General features: G+C 38.7%; 11 protein-coding genes. 10 read left to right on the top strand and 1 reads right to left on the bottom strand.

What is annotated here, in order from left to right; genetic code table 11:
- Positions 1 to 82: 82 nt before the first annotated feature.
- From AB2B50_RS07775 to AB2B50_RS07735, 9 genes are all read left to right on the top strand, one after another.
- A complete protein-coding gene (locus AB2B50_RS07775) occupies positions 83 to 919 on the top strand; it encodes a LicD family protein (RefSeq protein WP_320693316.1) in 837 nt (278 codons plus the stop codon).
- Positions 916 to 1,887, top strand: coding sequence for a glycosyltransferase family 2 protein (locus AB2B50_RS07770; protein ID WP_320692917.1), 972 nt, complete (start codon positions 916 to 918; stop codon positions 1,885 to 1,887). The genes AB2B50_RS07775 and AB2B50_RS07770 overlap by 4 nt, the downstream gene beginning before the upstream one ends.
- 21 nt (positions 1,888 to 1,908) lie before the next feature.
- On the top strand, positions 1,909 to 4,065 hold the full coding sequence (locus tag AB2B50_RS07765) for a LicD family protein (protein WP_320692918.1): 2,157 nt from the start codon (positions 1,909 to 1,911) through the stop codon (positions 4,063 to 4,065).
- A gap of 43 nt (positions 4,066 to 4,108) precedes the next feature.
- Positions 4,109 to 4,921, top strand: a complete 813-nt coding sequence (locus AB2B50_RS07760; RefSeq protein WP_320693315.1) for a LicD family protein — start codon at positions 4,109 to 4,111, stop codon at positions 4,919 to 4,921.
- Positions 4,922 to 4,960: 39 nt separating this feature from the next.
- The gene (locus AB2B50_RS07755; RefSeq protein ID WP_320693314.1) at positions 4,961 to 7,471 is read left to right on the top strand and encodes an MBL fold metallo-hydrolase; all 2,511 of its coding nucleotides are present in this window, start codon (positions 4,961 to 4,963) and stop codon (positions 7,469 to 7,471) included.
- 295 nt (positions 7,472 to 7,766) lie between these two features.
- Positions 7,767 to 8,862, top strand: a protein-coding gene (gene prfB, locus AB2B50_RS07750; protein ID WP_320692921.1) for a peptide chain release factor 2 whose coding sequence is annotated in 2 segments (ribosomal slippage) — positions 7,767 to 7,838 and positions 7,840 to 8,862 — 1,095 coding nt in all. Because the reading frame shifts where the segments join, the coding sequence is not laid out codon by codon here.
- Positions 8,863 to 8,877: 15 nt separating this feature from the next.
- Complete coding sequence (gene ftsE / locus AB2B50_RS07745) at positions 8,878 to 9,570, top strand: cell division ATP-binding protein FtsE (RefSeq protein WP_000022259.1); 693 nt, start codon at positions 8,878 to 8,880, stop codon at positions 9,568 to 9,570.
- Entirely contained in the window at positions 9,563 to 10,489 is a 927-nt protein-coding gene (gene ftsX / locus AB2B50_RS07740) for a permease-like cell division protein FtsX (RefSeq protein WP_070459836.1), read from the top strand. The genes ftsE and ftsX overlap by 8 nt, the downstream gene beginning before the upstream one ends.
- Before the next feature lie 398 nt (positions 10,490 to 10,887).
- A complete protein-coding gene (locus AB2B50_RS07735; protein ID WP_320692922.1) occupies positions 10,888 to 12,042 on the top strand; it encodes an MFS transporter in 1,155 nt (384 codons plus the stop codon).
- 227 nt (positions 12,043 to 12,269) lie between these two features.
- Here AB2B50_RS07735 and AB2B50_RS07730 read toward each other — a convergent pair whose 3' ends face one another.
- Positions 12,270 to 12,890 (bottom strand): TVP38/TMEM64 family protein, encoded by a 621-nt coding sequence (locus AB2B50_RS07730; RefSeq protein WP_045763499.1) that lies wholly within the window; start codon positions 12,888 to 12,890, stop codon positions 12,270 to 12,272.
- Between the two features lie 136 nt (positions 12,891 to 13,026).
- Between AB2B50_RS07730 and AB2B50_RS07725 the strand changes: the two genes are divergently transcribed.
- Positions 13,027 to 15,681: a DEAD/DEAH box helicase family protein gene (locus AB2B50_RS07725; protein WP_320692923.1), complete on the top strand. Its 2,655-nt coding sequence runs from the start codon at positions 13,027 to 13,029 to the stop codon at positions 15,679 to 15,681.
- The last annotated feature ends 145 nt before the right edge of the window (positions 15,682 to 15,826 follow it).

Below are 15,826 nucleotides of genomic sequence, written 5' to 3'. Positions count from 1 at the left end.
TTTTCACATGGTCAGATGGATTTATAAACTATTTTTATGGTATAATAGAATGATGTATTCTATAGAAGAGGAAGAGAATAAGATGAGTGATTTAAAGGCAATTCAAGCTCGTAGCCTAGAGATGGCTGAATATTTTGTCGCCTTTTGTAAAGAACACGATTTACTCTGTTATTTGTGTGGTGGAGGAGCTATTGGAGCTCTACGAAATAAAGGTTTTATTCCTTGGGATGATGATTTAGACTTCTTTATGCCCCGCAAGGATTATGAAAGATTAGCAGAGTTATGGCCTCGTTTCGCGGATGAGAGATATTTCCTATCAAAGAGTGATAAAAACTTTGTCGATCGCAATCTATTTATCACTATTCGAGACAAGGCAACAACTTGCATAAAGCCTTACCAGCAGGATTTGGATTTGCCACATGGATTGGCTCTGGATGTTCTTCCATTGGACTACTACCCTAAAAATCCAGCTGAACGTAAGAAACAGGTACGTTGGGCTTTGATTTATTCGCTCTTTTGTGCACAAACCATTCCAGAAAATCATGGAGCTCTCATGAAATGGGGCAGCACTATTTTATTAGGATTAACTCCTAAAGCCCTTCGTTATCGTATCTGGAAAAAGGCTGAGAAAGAAATGACCAAGTATGGTCCAGCTGAAAGTGATGGCATCACAGAGTTATGCTCAGGTCCAGGCTACATGAAGAAGAAGTATCCAATTCAGGCCTTTGAAGATAGCATTTTCTTACCATTCGAAGGAACAGAAATGCCTATTCCAGTTGATTATGATGCCTATCTCAGTACAGCATTTGGTGACTACATGACACCACCACCAGCTGACAAGCAAGTGCCTCACCACGATGCCCTTATAGCAGATATGGATAAGAGCTATACAGAATATAAGGGAGAATATGGGGCATGATGAAAGAAAAAATTAGCGTTATTGTTCCAGTTTATAATGTAGAAGCTTATTTGGAACGATGTGTTGAGTCGATTTTAAAGCAGACTTATACCAATTTTGAATTGCTTCTTATTAATGATGGTTCGACAGACCAGAGTGGTGACTTGTGTGATCAGTTGGCATCTAAAAATGAAAATATCAAAGTTTTTCATATTAAGAATGCTGGAGTTTCAAATGCTAGAAATGTAGGTATTCAACATTCAAGAGGAGAATGGATTACTTTTATTGATAGTGATGATTTTATTACACCAGATTATTTGGAAACTTTAATAAGTGTAGTTGATAGTGACGATTCTATCGGCTTTAGTATAGCGCGTCTCCATCATATAAAAAATGGTCAAATTACAGAATTACCAGTTTTTTCAGGAAAGAAAGAAAAGTGGTCGACAGAGGAGACAATGAGAGAATTATTGATAACAACCCGGACTTCTTTTTTCCCTGTTGCAAAATTGTTTAAAAGGGAGATTATTTCAGGTTTTATATTCAATACAGACTATCATTTGGCTGAGGATGCATTGTTTTTAACAGAAGTTTTACTAAAAACCAAATGTACAAGCGTATTTATTGATAAACCAATCTACTATTATGATCATCGACAGGGGAGTGCGACAACTTCTGTCAACAATCATGTATTTGATACCATAGAGGTCTATAAGATTATTATTTCTGAAGTTTTTCAAATATTTCCAAAACTCAGAACTGAATTAGTGAATAGAGAATGTTGGTCCTATATCACAGTGTATGATAAAATAATTTTTACAGATTCAAGCCAATATCGAACAGAAAAAGTTAAGTTGAGAAAGTGGATTATTAATCATTTATCTGAGATATTAAAAGACCCTTATTTTACTAACTTTCGGAAAATTGCCGTTTTGTCGCTCCTTGTTTCTCCATGGATCTATAGACAAATTGTCGGCTTGAATAAATAATGTCATTTAAAGGAGTTGAAGATGAATTTTTCAAAAACGAATGAATGCTTTGAAAAATCAAAATTTTGGATTTCATATCTGTTTGTTTTTATTTCGATTTTAAGCATGAGTTCACTAGTTTATAAAGTAACAAATCCGATTTATAAAGGGCTTTCAGCAATTGTTGTTCTTTCTATTTGTTTAACTTTATTTTTTAATTGGAAACGAATAGAGATAGATAAGAAGTTTCTTTCACTATTTGGTCTTTTAGTAGGCAGTCACTTTTTATCAGCACTCGTTAATCGTTCTGGACACCTGTTCGGAAATATGGTTGAAATTTTCTTTATGCTAACTTATGTTTTGTTATTTACCATGGTAAAACCAGAGCAGTTAAGGAAGTTATTAGGAATGATTGCAGGAACCATACAGATTGTCTCATTTACTTCGGCCTTATTTGCTTTTGGTTTATTACTTTCAAGAGTTTTAATATTATTTAAAATTGGAGAACAATCCTATTACTATGGTGTTATGAATGGACGCTTGTGGGGAATTGTTAATCCAAATGCAAGTGCTATTTTTTCTTATATCAGCATTGTTTTTGCTTTGTACCTCATTCATAAAGGAAGTAAATACTCAGTTTATCTAAAGATAAACAATCTGATTCAGTTAATCTATTTTGCAACCATGCAGAGTAGAGGAGCACTCTTATCAGTCATTTTGATGCTTGGGATTTATTGTCTTTTTATTTCTAGAGGAAAATTACTCAAAAAATGGCTTACTTTTCTAGTAGCTAGTATCTTACTCACAGGTAGTAATATTGGTATTAGTTATGTAACTTCGATATATATTTCAGCAGCCAAGGCAACTGTAATTGACTTAAATAAAGGCAAATCATATTCAGAGACAGATTCGGACGTAGCCAAGAAAAACGGGGAACTTCATTTAATTGAGACGACACCAAGTGGACGTACTTATATTTGGAGAAATGCTATTAAAATGGGAAGTGCAAAACCGTTATTTGGCTATGGTGTTCGAAATGTTACCGATTACTATACAGAGTACTTTAGTAAATTTGAAATTCAGAATTCGCTGATTGGTGGGAACTTCCACAATATCTTTGTTACCATTTTTGTGAGTTCTGGATTCTTAGGTCTCTCTTCTTTCATACTCATCATTGCTTATGTAAGTTTCCGCTTTGTTTCTTACTTGATTAAATCAAAGAGAAATAGTGAAAAACTAGTCATGATTCTATTCTTTGGAATATTATTTGGACAATTGTTTGAAAGTCAGATCATGTATTCGACAAACTTTATCAATATCATTTTCTGGTTAGTGGTAGGATATGGTCTAATGATCTGTGAAAAAGAAAAAAACATTCGTTACAAGGAAGTAACTGATATTTCTGAAATTCAACAGATGGAGTTAGGAATCATGGAGTATATCCATGAAGTGTGTCATAAAATTGGTGTCAAATATTTCTTGTCCTATGGTAGCTTAATTGGTGCAGTTCGTCACCAAGGTTTTATTCCATGGGATGATGATATGGACATTTGTATGTTACGAGACGATTATGAAAAATTACAAAATTATCTGATTGCACATCCAGACGAGCGATACGAAGTCATGTCTTATAAAAATAATGTCAATTATGTCTATCCTTTCATGAAGATTCAAGACAATCAGACTTACTTAGTTGAAGAGGATGTGCGAATTGATTCGAATATGGGTATCTATGTAGATATTTTCCCTGTAGATGGTTATGAAGATGATCAGGCGTTTAAGGATAAAATGACTAAAATCATCAAGAAACGCCAGTTAAGTTGTTATACTTTCAAAGGAATTACGAATACTAAAAGTGTAGTCAATTCAATGATCCGCTATATTTCTGTTATTATCTTTTATTTCACTAACACAAATAAGTATGTTTCTCAGATTGATGAATTAGCTAAATCCAGAAAAGTAGAAGATTATGAATTGGTGGACTATGTTGTCTATAAGGATATGAATAAGCCCGTTTGGAAACGTGAATGGTTAGAACAAGTTGAAGCTGGTAGCTTTGAAGGTAAGGAATTTATGATTCCAAAACATTATCATGAAATTTTAACTTCAGATTATGGAAATTATATGCAGTTACCACCAGTTGAGCAACAAGTTTCGCATCATGACTTCAAATTGTGGAAGATTACTGAAAACCAATAGATTATTATTTAAACAAAGAAGTAGAGATTAGGAGTGACAAATAATGTCTGAAAAAATCTTAAGCCTTGAAGAAATCAAGCAAATTGAGCTTGGAATTCTAGAATACTTACACCAAGTTTGTGAAAAACACGATATCAAATATTTTATCGATTTTGGAACCTTATTAGGAGCCGTTCGTCATAAGGGTTTTATTCCTTGGGATGATGATACAGACATTTCGTTAGCTAGAGATGAATTTGAAAAGTTATACGCTGTTCTAAAAAACGATAACCACCCATACTATAAGTTGATTTCTTTTAGAGAAACGAAGGGATATCCATATAGTTATATGCGTGTTTACGATATTCGAACAAGGAGAGACTCGAATCTTTTAGATCCAAGTGTTGTTCTTGGAACTTGTGTAGATGTCTTCCCGTACGATGGTCTTGTTACAGATGAACAAGATCGTAAGAAAATGAAGCTCTATAAGCAATTAATTCGTCTATCGTCGTTAAACTTTAAGGGAATTAAGTACGAAAACGGAGGGATTAAAAATCTTCCTCGTTATATTGCGTCAGCAATATTCAGATTTACATCTCCTCAATTCTGGAATCAAAAACTTGAACAACTTGCTTTAAAATACAGTGTTGAAAATTCTTCAGATTTAGTTTGTTCGACTTATGACTCTTACTATCCAGCTGGTATTAAGACAGAATGGTTGTATGATACAATTGATATGCCATATGAAAATTTAATCCTAAAAGTACCGAGAAGATATCATGAGATTCTTGTCTATGAGTTTGGTGAGGAGTATATGACTCCACCTCCTATTGACAAACAAATTCCAGGAAATGAAAAGAATTATTGGATTGATTAACAAAATAGTATAAAATTAATTAAGAAAGTTGAATGCCTTATGAAAAGTTTAAAAAAATCAATATTGCTTAGTGCCTTGATCTTATCGGCATCAATAATTCAAGCACAAACAGTGAATGCAGATACTATTTCAACAGGTTCAGGGAATCGTATCCACTTTATCAATACAAAAGCTAACTCTGGAAGTGATGCTATTTTACTAGAAAGTAATGGCCACTATGCTTTGATTGATATGGGAGAGGATTATGATTTTCCGGATGGAACGGATACACGTTATCCAAATCGATGGGGAATTTCTATTAACAATTATCAAGTTTTGGAAGATCGGTTGATTCGCCATCTTGATCAATTAGGTGTCAAGAAATTAGATTTTATATTAGGAACTCATGTTCATAGCGACCATATAGGTGGAGCAGATGAAATTATTAATCGCTACCAAGTCGATAAATTCTATTTGAAAAAATATTCGGACCAACGAATTACAAGTACTTGGGGATTGTGGGATAACCTCTTCAATTATGATAATGCTCTTCGTGCTGCACAGAATAAGGGTGTTACACTTATTCAAGACATAAAAGATGAAGATAGCAAGTTCAAATTTGGGGACATGGATATTCAGCTTTATAATTATAAAAATGAATATGATTCTGATGGGAACTTAAAAAGAGTTCTTGATGATAATTCCAATTCAATTGTTGCAGTAGTAACTGTAGCAGGAAAAAGAATTTATCTTGGTGGTGATTTGGATAATGCTGAGGGAGCTGAAGATAAATTAGGGCCTGTTATTGGAAAAGTAGATATGATGAAATGGAATCACCACTACGATGCCAAGATTTCTAATACAATTGGTTTCATAGATCACCTTTCTCCTAGTATGATTATCCAAACAACTGGAGGAGATATTAACCTCGCTTCAACGAGAGACTATCTAAAAAATAAAAATATTCAAGTGATTCATGCATCAAGTAAAACTCAGGATGCAACTGTATTTGATATTAGTGATAAAGGCTTTACAAATGTTTCAGGAGATTTTCCGAATATTCCTACTGTTGATGAGAAATGGTATCAAGAAGGTGGTTACTGGAAGTATCGTTTAAAAGATGGTCAGATGGCTATCGGTTGGCAAGATATTGCTGGTGCTACATATTTCTTTAACGGAAAAGGTCAAATGCAGAGTGGTCGTTGGCTCCGTATCACTGATGAATGGAATGGAGAACCAAAATTTAATGACTACTATCTAAACAATGATGGTAAAATGCAGACGGGTGGTTGGTTCTATCATGATAATACTTGGTACTACATCCAGTCAAACGGTGCAAGACGTTACAATGAACTAGCTGAAATAGGTGGCAAAAAGTACCTATTTGATAAGGATGGTAAAATGCTGACTGGCTTACAAGTCTTTAATGGCAAAAAGATGTTCTTTGCAAGTAGTGGTGCTTTACAGTCAGATGAGACAGGATCTGGTTGGCAAAAAATTGAATCAAATTGGTACTACTTTGATGAAGATGGAAAACACATAGTTGGTAAAAAGGAAATCAATGGAGTACACTACTACTTTGATAATAAGGGAATTATGCAAACAGGTTGGGCCTTGATTGAAGGGCATTGGAGCTATTTTGCAAGTTCCGGAGCAATGAAAATAGGTTGGATCAAGGATGGTAACACTTGGTATTACTTAGATAAAGAAGGAATAATGCTGACAGGCCTTCAAGAGATCGAAGGTACTCACTATTATCTAAATGCAAGTGGAGCCATGCAAACAGGTTGGAAGTGGTTCGATAATCATTATAGCTACTTCACAAGCAGTGGAGCAATGAAGACAGGTTGGCTCAAAGATAAGGGTCTTTGGTACTATTTAGATAAAGAAGGTATCATGCAAACTGGCCTACAAGAAATTGAAGGTGCTCACTATTATCTCAATGCAAGTGGTGCTATGCAGACCGGTTGGAAATGGTTTGATAATCATTATAGTTACTTCACAAGTAGTGGAGCAATGAAGACAGGCTGGCTCCAAGAAAACGATCTTTGGTATTATCTAGATAAAGAAGGTATCATGCAAACTGGCCTTCAAGAAATCGAAGGTACTCGCTACTATCTAAATGCAAGTGGCGCTATGCAAACTGGTTGGAAATGGCTGGACAATCATTACTACTACTTTGCAACTAGCGGAGCAATGAAGACAGGCTGGTTCAAAGATAAGGACACCTGGTACTATCTAGACAAGGAAGGCATCATGCTAACAGGTCTTCAAGAGATTGATGGCTCTCGTTATTATCTCAATACTAGTGGCGCAATGGAGACTGGTTGGAAACAGTTGAATGGCAACTGGTACTATTTCCAAGCAGATGGTTCACTTCTAAGAAATGGAACAACACCTGATGGCTACAAGGTCAATCAAGATGGTATTTGGAGCTTAAATCCTGTAAAAGAGGAAGAGGTTCAGGGAAATCAAGAAGATCCTAAGAAGGATTCTGATAAGTCAGTAGATAAGGAAGAAAAATCAGCAGATGCCCAAGAAACTTCGACTTTGAAGGCAGATAAAGAATAAGTGCTTTCTACCTCATACTAAGTCTTTGAGAAAGTTCCCTATGTGCTAGTATTTCAGTCATTACCTAGCTTTCTCATGAAATAGTATTTATATACATCTCAAAGAATTGATCAATGTTTTTAGGATGAGAATGTTGATCAGCTTTGGGATGTTTTTTGATTCTTTACCCCTAAATTGTTGAAAACATTCTCTTAGTCTTCAAATCGAAATATTTTGATAAGAAATTTTAAAAAACACCGATTAGATAAATAAGAAAAATTATGGTATAATAAAACGATACAAAAAAGGAGTATATATGGACATTTCAGAAATCCGTCAAAAAATTGCCGCCAATCGTGAAAAATTAGCTTCTTTTAGGGGGTCTCTTTGACCTCGAAGGGTTAGAAGAAGAAATTGCCATTTTGGAAAACAAAATGACAGAACCTGATTTTTGGAACGATAATATTGTGGCCCAAAAAACGTCGCAAGAATTAAACGAACTAAAAAATACCTACAATACCTTCCATACCATGGAAGAGTTGCAGGATGAGGTTGCAATCTTACTAGACTTTTTAGCAGAGGATGAGTCTGTTAAGGATGAGTTGGTGGAGAAGCTAGCTGAGCTAGATCAGATGATGACCAGCTACGAGATGACCTTGCTCTTATCAGAGCCTTATGATCATAATAATGCTATTTTAGAGATTCACCCAGGATCTGGTGGAACAGAAGCCCAAGACTGGGGCGATATGCTCCTTCGTATGTACACTCGTTATGGTAACGCTAAAGGCTTTAAGGTTGAAGTCTTGGACTATCAAGCTGGTGATGAAGCAGGAATTAAGTCGGTGACCTTGTCTTTTGAAGGGCCAAATGCTTATGGACTTCTCAAGTCAGAAATGGGAGTTCACCGTTTGGTACGTATCTCACCATTTGACTCAGCTAAGCGTCGTCACACCTCGTTTACTTCTGTAGAAGTTATGCCAGAGTTGGATGATACTATTGAAGTTGACATCCGAGAAGATGATATCAAGATGGATACTTTCCGCTCGGGTGGAGCAGGTGGACAAAACGTCAACAAGGTTTCAACAGGTGTCCGCTTGACCCACATTCCAACAGGGATTGTTGTTGCATCGACTGTTGACCGTACTCAGTATGGAAACCGTGACCGTGCGATGAAGATGCTTCAGGCAAAACTCTATCAGATGGAGCAGGAAAAGAAAGCTGCGGAGGTAGATGCCCTTAAGGGGGATAAGAAAGAAATCACATGGGGAAGCCAAATCCGTTCCTATGTATTTACCCCTTATACCATGGTGAAGGATCACCGTACCAGTTTTGAAGTTGCGCAGGTAGATAAGGTCATGGATGGAGACTTAGATGGTTTCATCGATGCCTATCTAAAATGGCGTATTAGTTAAAAGAAAGGAAGTCACATGTCGATCATTGAAATGAGAGATGTTGTCAAAAAGTATGACAACGGGACAACAGCCCTACGTGGCGTCTCTGTGAACATTGAACCAGGAGAGTTTGCCTATATCGTAGGTCCTTCAGGTGCAGGTAAGTCAACTTTTATCCGTGCCTTGTACCGTGAAGTTAAAGTTGAAAAAGGAAGTTTGCAGGTTGCAGGTTTTAATCTTGTTAAGATTAAAAAGAGAGATATTCCGCTTTTGCGTAGAAACGTAGGCGTCGTCTTTCAGGATTACAAACTTTTGCCAAAGAAAACCGTTTATGAGAACATTGCTTACGCAATGGAGGTTGTCGGTGAAAGCCGTCGCAATATCAAAAAACGTGTTATGGAAGTTTTGGATCTTGTTGGTTTAAAACACAAGGTTCGTTCATTCCCTAATGAATTGTCAGGTGGTGAGCAGCAACGTATCGCCATTGCTCGCGCTATCGTAAACAATCCTAAAGTTTTGATTGCGGATGAACCAACAGGTAACTTGGACCCAGATAATTCATGGGAAATCATGAACCTTTTGGAGCGCATCAATCTTCAAGGGACAACTGTTTTGATGGCCACTCACAACAGCCAAATCGTAAATACCTTGCGCCACCGTGTCATTGCCATCGAGAATGGTCGTGTGGTTCGTGACGAAGCGAAAGGAGAGTACGGATACGATGATTAGTAGATTTTTCCGCCACCTATTCGAAGCTTTAAAGAGTTTAAAACGTAATGGGTGGATGACCATTGCTGCTGTCAGTTCAGTAATGATTACCTTGACCTTGGTTGCTATTTTTGCCTCAGTTATCTTTAATACTGCAAAATTGGCAACGGATATCGAAAACAATGTACGTGTCATGGTTTATGTCCGTAAAGACGTTGAAGACAATAGTGAAACCATCGTCAAAGAAGGCCAGACAGTTACTAACAATGACTACCACAAGGTTTATGATGCCCTCAAGGCTATGCCAGCCGTTAAAAATGTAACCTTCTCAAGTAAAGAAGAGCAGTACCAAAAGTTGACTGAAACCATGGGTGACGAGTGGAAGGTTTTTGAAGGAGATGCCAATCCACTTCATGATGCCTACATTGTCGATACCAATTCACCAAGTGATGTGAAACCAGTCGCTGAAGAAGCTAAGAAAATCGAAGGAGTTTCTGAGGTTCAAGACGGTGGTGCCAATACGGAGCGTCTCTTCAAGTTGGCTTCCTTCATCCGTGTTTGGGGATTGGTCATTGCAGGACTCTTGATTTTCATCGCGGTCTTCTTGATTTCAAATACCATTCGTATCACTATCATTTCACGTAGTCGTGAAATTCAAATCATGCGTTTGGTTGGTGCCAAAAATAGCTACATTCGTGGTCCATTCTTGCTAGAAGGAGCCTTCATTGGGCTATTAGGAGCAACTATTCCATCAATCATGGTTTACTTTATCTATAACCGAGTCTACCAATCAGTTAACCCATCTTTGGTTGGACAAAATCTATCTCTGATTACCCCAGATGCTTTTATTCCATTGATGATCGGTCTCTTGTTTGTCATCGGAATCTGTATCGGTTCTCTTGGATCAGGAATCTCCATGCGTCGATTCTTGAAAATCTAAGTAAGATAGTTTACTAAAATCTATAAAAGTAGGATACCATCAGGCTTGACCGAGTCTGATGGTCCTACTTTTTATGTTGAACTTATAAATCATACTCTTCAAAAATCTCTTCAAACCACGTCAGCTTCCATCTGCAACCTCAAAATAGTATTTTGAGCTGACTTCGTCAGTTCTATCCACAACCTCAAAACAGTGTTGTGAGCAACCTGCGGCTCGCTTCCTAGTTTGCTCTTTGATTTTCATTGAGTATCAGTTGCTTGCCAATTTTTGGGAAACAGTGTATGATAGGAAAGGACCTTTTTGATAAAAGAGTGATAGGGACTAGATAAAAGATAACTTTTATCTCTACAGTAATATCTAGCTCTTTTGACTTAACATAAATAATGAATGAGGATAAAATGAAACAATTTTTGGAAAAAGTGAGTATACTTTCCCTGTCGTTAGTATTGATCACATCATTTTCAATATCAAGTGCCCTACCAGCCATGTTTGACTATTATCAGGGCTATTCGACCGGTCAGGTCGAGCTCTTGGTCAGCCTCCCTTCCTTTGGAATTATGGTCATGCTCCTCTTAAATGGAGTTTTAGAACGACTTTTTCCAGAACGTCTCCAATTAACCTTGGGACTCTTGATTTTATCAATCAGTGGAACAGCTCCTTTCTGGTATCAGGGTTATTACTTTGTTTTTGCGACACGCTTGCTATTTGGGATTGGTGTGGGGATGCTAAACGCCAAGGCTATCTCTATCATCAGTGAACGATACCACGGCAAAACTCGTATCCAGATGCTTGGTTTTCGTGGCTCAGCTGAGGTGGTGGGAGCCTCTATCTTGACCTTGGCAGTCGGTCAACTTTTGGCCTTTGGGTGGACCGCAACCTTCCTAGTCTATGCAGCAGGTCTAGTGGTTCTTGTACTCTTCCTTCTCTTTGTCCCTTATAACAAAGAAGAAGTTCATGAGTCCAAGCAAAAGACAGAAGAAGCAGCGAAACTAACTCGCTCTATGAAACAGTTGATTTTCTTTCTAGCCATCGGGGCTGCAGTCATTGTATGTACCAATACAGCCATTACCTTCCGTATTCCTAGTCTCATGATTGAGGCAGGCTTTGGAGATGCTCAATTGTCAAGCCTGGTACTCAGTGCCATGCAGTTGATTGGGATTCTGGCGGGAATTAGCTTTTCTTTCCTCATCTCTGCCTTTAAGGAAAAATTGTTATTGGTTACGGGTGTAACCTTTGGTATCGGGCAAATCATCATTGCTCTCTCACCTTCTCTCTGGGTAGTCGTTGCAGGTTCGGTCTTAGGAGGATTTGCCTACAGTATTGCTCTTACGACAGTCTTTCAATTGATATCTGAAAGAATCCCAGCAAAACTCCTCAACAAAGCAACTTCCTATACTGTTTTGGGATGTAGTTTTGGTGCGTCATTAACACCTTTTGTTCTTTCAGGGATTGGCTTGGTAACAACGAATGGTCGAATGACTTTTATCATTCTAGGAGCATGGATGATTGTGACATCAGTCCTTGTTTCTCTCCTATTGAAAAAAGAAGGTTAACAAAAAGTTATTACAATCAGAAAAACGCATAATATCAGGTGTTGAAAAGCCTTGATACTATGCGTTTTATTTTTTTCATTTTTTGATAATACTCTTCGAAAATCAAATTCAAACCACGTCAGCTTCGCCTTGCCGTACTCAAGTACAGCCTGCGGCTCGCTTTCTAGTTTGCTCTTTGATTTTCATTGAGTATAAAATTGAGGTTTTGATCAACCTTTTTTTAGTGGTCAGGCGAACATTTGCCAAAAGTAATCAATGATGTAGGTCAATCCATAAGTGTAAACAACCAGGGTAAAGGGCTTGGTCAAGATGATGATGGTCATGTAGCGCTTGAAGCTCATCTTGGTCAGAGCAGCCAGCATACAGAGAAAGTCCGCTGGGCTAACTGGCCAAATCATCATAAAAATAAAGAAACGGTCAAAACGATTGCCCTTATCCAACCAGCCAATGTACTTATCATAGGTGCGCTTGCTGACGACAGACTGAACAAAGGGGGCTCCGTAGAGACGTACCAAGTAAAAGATAATGGCGCAACCAATAACAATACCAATATAGTTGTAAATCGTCCCCACGATATGCCCGTAGATAAAGACACCGGCAACGGATGTCAGAGCACCAGGAATGATAGGAACAACCGTCTGCAAAATCTGTAAAAAGATAAAGAGTGGTGGCCCCCAGATACCGGCCTGTTGGATAAAGGCAGATAGGGTTTCCTTAGAATGCAAGACTCCAGCCTGATAGGCCCAGATACAGAAAATCAAAGTACCAACTCCACCGATGATGGAAGAAATATTGATTGCTTGCTGTAGAAGGGGAGAAACAGCTTTCATTTCTTTATCGTGTGACATGTAAACTCCTCTTGTGTAGTATGATTCTACTATACCATATTTTAAGGAGAAAGACTATATGGGAAACTTCGTGTGACTTAGTCTCAAGTATGGTAAAATGGGAATAAGAAAATGACAGCTTAGAATGAGGAAAATCATGTTAGGATTGAAGTTTAATGGTACTTGGCGCAACTATCAAAAGCAGGTCTTGGATAAGTTCCAAGAATACCAGGCAGATGGCCATGTCCACTTGGTAGCAGCACCAGGTTCTGGTAAAACAACCATTGGGATTGAGTTGATTGCCCGCTTTGATAAGCCTGCACTCGTTTTGGTACCGACGGTTACCATTCGGGAACAATGGGTGGATAGGATTCGCCAGGCCTTTTTAGAGGATGAGAACCAAGTCACAAATCTTGTGTCTCAAAATCTCAAGGACATGAAGCAAATCACCATCGCCACCTACCAAGCCTTTCACAGCGCTATGCAACAGGTACAATCTCAAGAGGATAATGGCGAGGTTGAGGACTATGTCGGATTTGACCTGCTTGCCAGACTCAAAGAAAGGGGTGTCGAAACCCTCTGTCTGGACGAATGTCATCACTTGAGAAATGAATGGTGGAAAAGTCTAGAAGACTTCCGTAAAAACTACCAGCAACTGCAAGTCATCTCTCTCACTGCGACACCGCCTTATGACAGTGAACCAGAACTCTGGGATCGCTATCTCCAGATGTGTGGCGAGATTGACCAAGAAATCACAGTGCCAGAACTGGTCAAGGAAGATACCCTCTGTCCTCATCAGGACTTTGTCTATATCTGTTTTCCGACTAAGGAAGAGGACAAACGCTTGGAAGAGTTTGAAGACACTAAGTGGCAGTATGTCAGCCAACTAGTCGTTGATCCTGACTTCCAAGAGTTGATTCGGACTTCCAAGGTTCTCAAAGGGGAAAATTCTGCGGATATGCTCCTTGAGGATCCCAAGTATCTCTCAGCTCTCCTCATTTATCTACAAGCACAAAAGCAGGAAATCCCCAAGCATCTACGAGATTTACTGGGAGCGAAAGGCTTGCCTGCCCTCAATTACTATTGGTTAGAAGTTCTCTTGCAAGGCCTTCTTTATCAGACACCTGACTGGTATGAGGATCCACAGGAGACAAAGAAAAAGATAGAAGCAGAACTGAAATCGAGAGGACTGATTGAAAAACGTCAGGTCTTCTTGGTCAAATCCAAGGCCAATGACCAAATCCTCAACCAATCATTGGGGAAATTATCTGGAATTGCTGATATCTTTGCGACCGAATATGCTAGCCTCGGAAAAGACTTGAGACAACTAGTCCTAGCTGACTATATTCGTAAGGACTTTGCTAACTATCTAGGGGATGATCAGGCACCCATCACCCAATTAGGTGTCCTCCCTTACTTTGAAACCATTCGCAGAAGTGCACAAAAGCAAGGTCTTTCTGTCCCTATAGCAGTCCTTTCTGGTAGTGTCGTGATCATACCTGCCAGTGTCAAGGCTGAACTCGAAGCACTCATCCCAAACACTAGCTTGACCTTCTCTACCATCGGAAAACTTGACCAAGGGACCTATCTCCAAGTAGGTTTTCCATCCAACTTTAAGGGGATGGTCGCAGCAGTGACCGAGCTTTTCCAACGTGGTTCTATCCAGGTCTTGGTCGGAACCAAGTCTCTCTTGGGAGAAGGATGGGATGCGCCTTGCGTCAACTCTCTCATCCTCGGAAGTTTTGTCGGAAGCTTTATGCTCAGCAATCAGATGCGTGGCCGTGCCATCCGTATCTGGCCAGGACATCCAGAAAAGACCAGCAATATCTGGCATCTGGTCGCTATCAAACCCTATACAAAAAATCTTTTCTTGAGGGAAAAGGAAAATGAAGAGGAAGTAGATCAGGATAATTCCTATCAAGATTTACTCAATCTAACTCGCCGGATGGAACACTTTCTAGGTTTATCCTATAAGGAAGATACCATTGAAACAGGTCTGGATCGCTTGAACTTTCCTAAAGCTCCTTTTAAGAAAAGTAAGATTAAAGCCTATAATCAGAAAATCAAGGAATTGTCCAAGGACCGTAGCTCCCTTCGCAAAAAATGGCAGGAGGCGTTAGTAGTTGCGGATAAACTAGAGATTGTCAATGAGGTAGCAACCGATCGCAAGCAAATCCCTCTCTTGACACTGGTTGATGCTGAAAAGTGGGTTCGCTATTCTTTCTTATTGATTGCAGTTAATCTCCTCCTCTATCTTTTTAAAACAAATGGTATTCGTCTTGCTTGGTTAACGACTATTAGTCTTGTCTTGCTTACTATTGCTTTGGTCCGTTATTTCTTTTACAAGAGTCCTTATGTACGCCTACGTCAGGTAGGTGAAGGTATTCGTAATGCCATGCTAAAGATGGGGCATCTTTCCGATGATCAGTCGCGCGTGCAGGTGGAAGAAGATAAGGATAGCTATTGCATTTTTGCCTATCTCAAGGGTGGCAGTATGCGAGACAAGGAACTCTTTTCTCAGACCTTAGGAGAATTCTTTACACCCGTGGATAATCAACGCTACCTCTTAGTAGCAAAAAAAGCACCAGCAGGTCAATCCAAGTATTTTGTAGTTCCTAGCCTCTTTGAAAAGCGCAAGGAAGAAGCTCAGCTCTTTCTAGACGCAGTCGCCCCTCAGCTAGGTGATTACCAGCTAGTCTACACCCGCAACGAAGCAGGCAGAAAAGTCTTACTCGAAGCCCGACTCAAATCCCTAGCTAACAAAAATGACCGCATCATCACCAAGAAGAAGGTCAAAAGTGCTTTGAAGTAGGGAGAAGCGAGCGTTTTCTACTAGGAATATGATATAATAATAGGGATAGTAACCTTTTATGAAAAGGGAAAATAGATATATTTGATAGTGATGACAGACAATCTGAAAATACTTGTGTGAATAGATGGTTCTGTATACAGAAAAA

The organism is Streptococcus fermentans (assembly GCF_040888305.1).
GTDB classification, from domain to species: Bacteria; Bacillota; Bacilli; order Lactobacillales; family Streptococcaceae; genus Streptococcus; species Streptococcus fermentans.
The sequence above is the reverse complement of the archived record's forward strand: the minus strand, read 5'-3'. Positions and strand labels throughout refer to the sequence as shown.

Bases quoted from the DNA above. Each gene is read 5' to 3' on its own strand.
- AB2B50_RS07775 (WP_320693316.1), top strand. From the start codon at position 83: ATGAGTGATTTAAAGGCAATTCAAGCTCGTAGCCTAGAGATGGCTGAA.
- AB2B50_RS07770 (WP_320692917.1), top strand. From the start codon at position 916: ATGATGAAAGAAAAAATTAGCGTTATTGTTCCAGTTTATAATGTAGAA.
- AB2B50_RS07765 (WP_320692918.1), top strand. From the start codon at position 1,909: ATGAATTTTTCAAAAACGAATGAATGCTTTGAAAAATCAAAATTTTGG.
- AB2B50_RS07760 (WP_320693315.1), top strand. From the start codon at position 4,109: ATGTCTGAAAAAATCTTAAGCCTTGAAGAAATCAAGCAAATTGAGCTT.
- AB2B50_RS07755 (WP_320693314.1), top strand. From the start codon at position 4,961: ATGAAAAGTTTAAAAAAATCAATATTGCTTAGTGCCTTGATCTTATCG.
- ftsE (WP_000022259.1), top strand. From the start codon at position 8,878: ATGTCGATCATTGAAATGAGAGATGTTGTCAAAAAGTATGACAACGGG.
- ftsX (WP_070459836.1), top strand. From the start codon at position 9,563: ATGATTAGTAGATTTTTCCGCCACCTATTCGAAGCTTTAAAGAGTTTA.
- AB2B50_RS07735 (WP_320692922.1), top strand. From the start codon at position 10,888: ATGAAACAATTTTTGGAAAAAGTGAGTATACTTTCCCTGTCGTTAGTA.
- AB2B50_RS07730 (WP_045763499.1), bottom strand. From the start codon at position 12,890: ATGTCACACGATAAAGAAATGAAAGCTGTTTCTCCCCTTCTACAGCAA.
- AB2B50_RS07725 (WP_320692923.1), top strand. From the start codon at position 13,027: ATGTTAGGATTGAAGTTTAATGGTACTTGGCGCAACTATCAAAAGCAG.